The organism is Polaribacter sp. 11A2H, assembly GCF_011379025.1.
GTDB lineage: Bacteria > Bacteroidota > Bacteroidia > Flavobacteriales > Flavobacteriaceae > Polaribacter.
Map to the genome: position 1 here is coordinate 1 of NZ_WTLD01000043.1, position 1,105 is coordinate 1,105.

Annotated in this window: 1 protein-coding gene; it reads right to left on the reverse strand. The window is 51.0% G+C overall.

What is annotated here, in order from left to right; all coding sequences use genetic code 11:
* On the reverse strand, positions 1 to 582 hold a 582-nt coding region (locus tag GQS58_RS17230; RefSeq protein WP_240914651.1), incomplete at its 3' end, for a zona pellucida domain-containing protein.
* Positions 583 to 1,105 lie beyond the last annotated feature (523 nt).

Consider the following 1,105-nt stretch of genomic DNA (forward strand, 5'->3'; position numbering starts at 1 on the left):
CAGTGATGTGGGATCCACAAACGTGAACATCTTCACAATGAAGCGCTTGTAGTGGGTTGGGAACTGAAGACCAGAAGAGCCAGTCACTGGAACCAATGTGGTCAGGTAACGGTCATCCTGGTAAGGGCATCCATCAACCAGAAGGTCCCACTGGGGTAGACTGAGTGGATTGGGGGCGGAAGTTGCCCAGCAGTGTCCCAGCATCAGGACAATGTTGGGGTCAGTCCTCTCCACAATGTGCACCTCAACATACACAGGCTCCCGCAGGACTTTTGTGATGGGATAATCAGCATCACTGTAGTAGGACGTGTAGGCCTCATCCCCTTCTGCACACCCTTTGGTGACACACTGACCATTGGCCAGTCTAAGCTCCACCCTGAGGGGTCCAGGGGCAGCTACTGGTGGAGGTGGAGGAACAGTGTTGACCTCCACAACCAGAGCTTCCACAGAAGTGCCAGAGTACCTACACTGGAAGAGAAGCTCAAAGTGACTGTCCCTTGTGATTGAACCAAGTGGTCCAATCCCCACTTCATACGAGGAGCTCATTCTGTTCTCATACACCACATAACCACTGTCCTCCATCACTCTTGTGCCACATGCAGTCACAGGGAACTGGTATACAGCAAAGGAAGGTGTGGACCCCACAGGACTGCAAGCTGGGTCACTTCCTCCCAGTAAACTGACTGAATCCAGACTCAGTCGAGGCAGTGTAACATCTCTAGCCACCACTACCACAAACTGACCATCTCTTATACACTGGACAGTCACGGTCTTCCCATAGTAACACTGCTGTCCACTAAAGCAGCAGTTGATAGCTTCACATTCAGCACTACTGATACCAGGTTGTCCACATTGGATCTGCTCAGAATCAGCTACAGAACATCTGTCCAAAGGCTCAGCCTTCGCTACTTGCTTCTGAAACTGAATCTTCTGAGGAAGCTGCTGATTAGTCTGTTGAACTGACTGCTGAAGCCGCTGGTCAGTTTGCTGGAGCATCAGAGCTGGAGGATTCTGGGACAGTTTACTCCACTTACCCTTCTTTGGAAGAGCATGACAGAGAGCACACAGTGCTAATACCTGAACCAGCCACCAACTTCCAGCCATT